Raw genomic sequence first — 1,895 nt, 5'->3', positions numbered from 1 at the left:
TCGTAGTTATACAGCTGAAAATGCTGATGATGCAAATAAAGCATTCTTTACATTAAATGAAACTTTGATTGAATTAACAAATCAAATTAGTAATTTATATTTTGGTTTGCCAACCGATAAAATGTTTATGGTTTTAGGACGAAGAGCATATTTAGGATTAACACCTGCTTATTTAAAAGTAATTGGTTCACAAGCTCAATTAAAAGCAATGGTTAATGGTGAATTATATGAAAATACAGCAATGGGTATTCCAGTATCAAAAAGTTTTCATTTAGAAAAAACATATACAAAAGGACAAGTTAACCGAGATAAAGGTTATAATTTTACTAATGTAAATGGTTTAATTATTAATAAACAAGTATGAGCATATCCAATTAATATGGATACTATTCAACAAGTTTTAGATAATGATACTGCTAACCCGAAATGAATCGGTAAAGTTCAATATGCTACTCCAACAATTTTATATCCTAAAACATGTAAAATTATTTTAGAAAAAGCACCTACACAAGAAGAAATTAATACTGCTAAAAGTAATCTAAATAAAACTTTTAGAGTGCCAGTTGATTATGTATTCTCATCATCAACTCCCAGTAAAATTAATATCAGTGGAATTATTAAAATAGATAAACCAACTATTCATGTTGATGCTCCAACACAAGTAACAGCTAACCAATTAAAACCACAATTTAAAGATGTTGTTTTAAAAGCAGTTAAAGACGTAGATAGTTCTTTAACAGAAACTGATTTTGATTACTTTATTGAAAGTAAAGGTGAAGATTGACCAATTAATATTATTACAAATGATAAAACTGTTGAAGTTCAAATTGAAGGTAAAAACAACGCTACTGGTCAAACAAATCCGATTGATGTTAAAATTAAAAATTCTTAATAAACAATGAATTTACTAATATTACGAGTTTTAAATTTATTAGTAGCTAATTTAGAAAATAAACCTTTAATAAGTAAATTTGTAAATTTAATTAATAGAGTTAATACAATTAAAACAAATATAAATCATCCATTAAATTATTTTAATGAAAAATTTAAAAAAAATGAAAATTATCGTAAATTAAATTCTAAATATGAAAAAGTAAAAGATACTGTTTTAGATATTTATCAGTGATTAAATCCATTTACTTGTTTAGATTTAATTAAAAAGGTCATAAAAAAGAAATTCAACAAATATTAAGTCAATTAGAAAAAGATAATAATATTAAAAATAGAGAACAATTTAAAAATGAAAATTATCTAAATACTAATTGACAACCTTTAAATAGTAGTTGACTTGATAGTGGTATGTTTAATATTACAAATAAGTTAACTTTAACAGGTAATTTAACTATTTTAATATATACAAAAACAGCAAAACATCCAAAGTTTTATGGACCTTATGTTTATCCCAGTGTTCCAGTTGAAATTTGAAAATTATTAAGTAATGCTGTATCTAATGCGGGCACTTTATTTTGGCGTTATTGATTAAGAAAATGATTACCTAGCCATTTAAGAAATTATATTAAAAAACATTTACCAAAAGAATTAAAAGAAAAATATCCCAAAGGAACTACTAAATTAACATTACCAATAGTTCAAAAATTAAATCAAATTAAAAAGTTTATTAATAATTTAAAGATTGGACATTTTAATTTTAATTTTGCTGGTGAAATTAATAATAAAAAATGATATCGAGAGCGAAAAAGTGATGTTAAAAATATTAATAATTTATATAAAACACCAGTTAAAAATATGTTTTACAAAAATAATCAAACTATTAAAAAAATTAAGAAAGCAAAAGTAAGAGTTAATAGTTATAAGCCAAGTAATTTAAAAAATAAATATCGTAATCAATTAAGAGGTGTTTTATATGGAAAATAATTTAAATAATTTGTTATTTA

Annotated in this window: 3 protein-coding genes; all 3 read left to right on the top strand. The window is 22.8% G+C overall.

Annotated elements, in window-relative coordinates; all coding sequences use genetic code 4:
- Positions 1-892 (top strand): hypothetical protein (locus tag D9R21_RS06130; protein WP_148108863.1); only part of this gene is annotated, 892 nt, incomplete at its 5' end.
- A gap of 6 nt (positions 893-898) precedes the next feature.
- On the top strand, positions 899-1,192 hold the full coding sequence (locus D9R21_RS06125) for a hypothetical protein (protein ID WP_126821501.1): 294 nt from the start codon (positions 899-901) through the stop codon (positions 1,190-1,192).
- 107 nt (positions 1,193-1,299) lie between these two features.
- Positions 1,300-1,875 (top strand): hypothetical protein, encoded by a 576-nt coding sequence (locus tag D9R21_RS06120; RefSeq protein ID WP_126821500.1) that lies wholly within the window; start codon positions 1,300-1,302, stop codon positions 1,873-1,875.
- Positions 1,876-1,895 lie beyond the last annotated feature (20 nt).

Origin of the sequence: Spiroplasma endosymbiont of Megaselia nigra (assembly GCF_003987485.1) — a bacterium.
GTDB lineage: Bacteria > Bacillota_I > Bacilli_A > Mycoplasmatales > Mycoplasmataceae > Spiroplasma.
The sequence above is the reverse complement of the archived record's forward strand: the minus strand, read 5'-3'. Positions and strand labels throughout refer to the sequence as shown.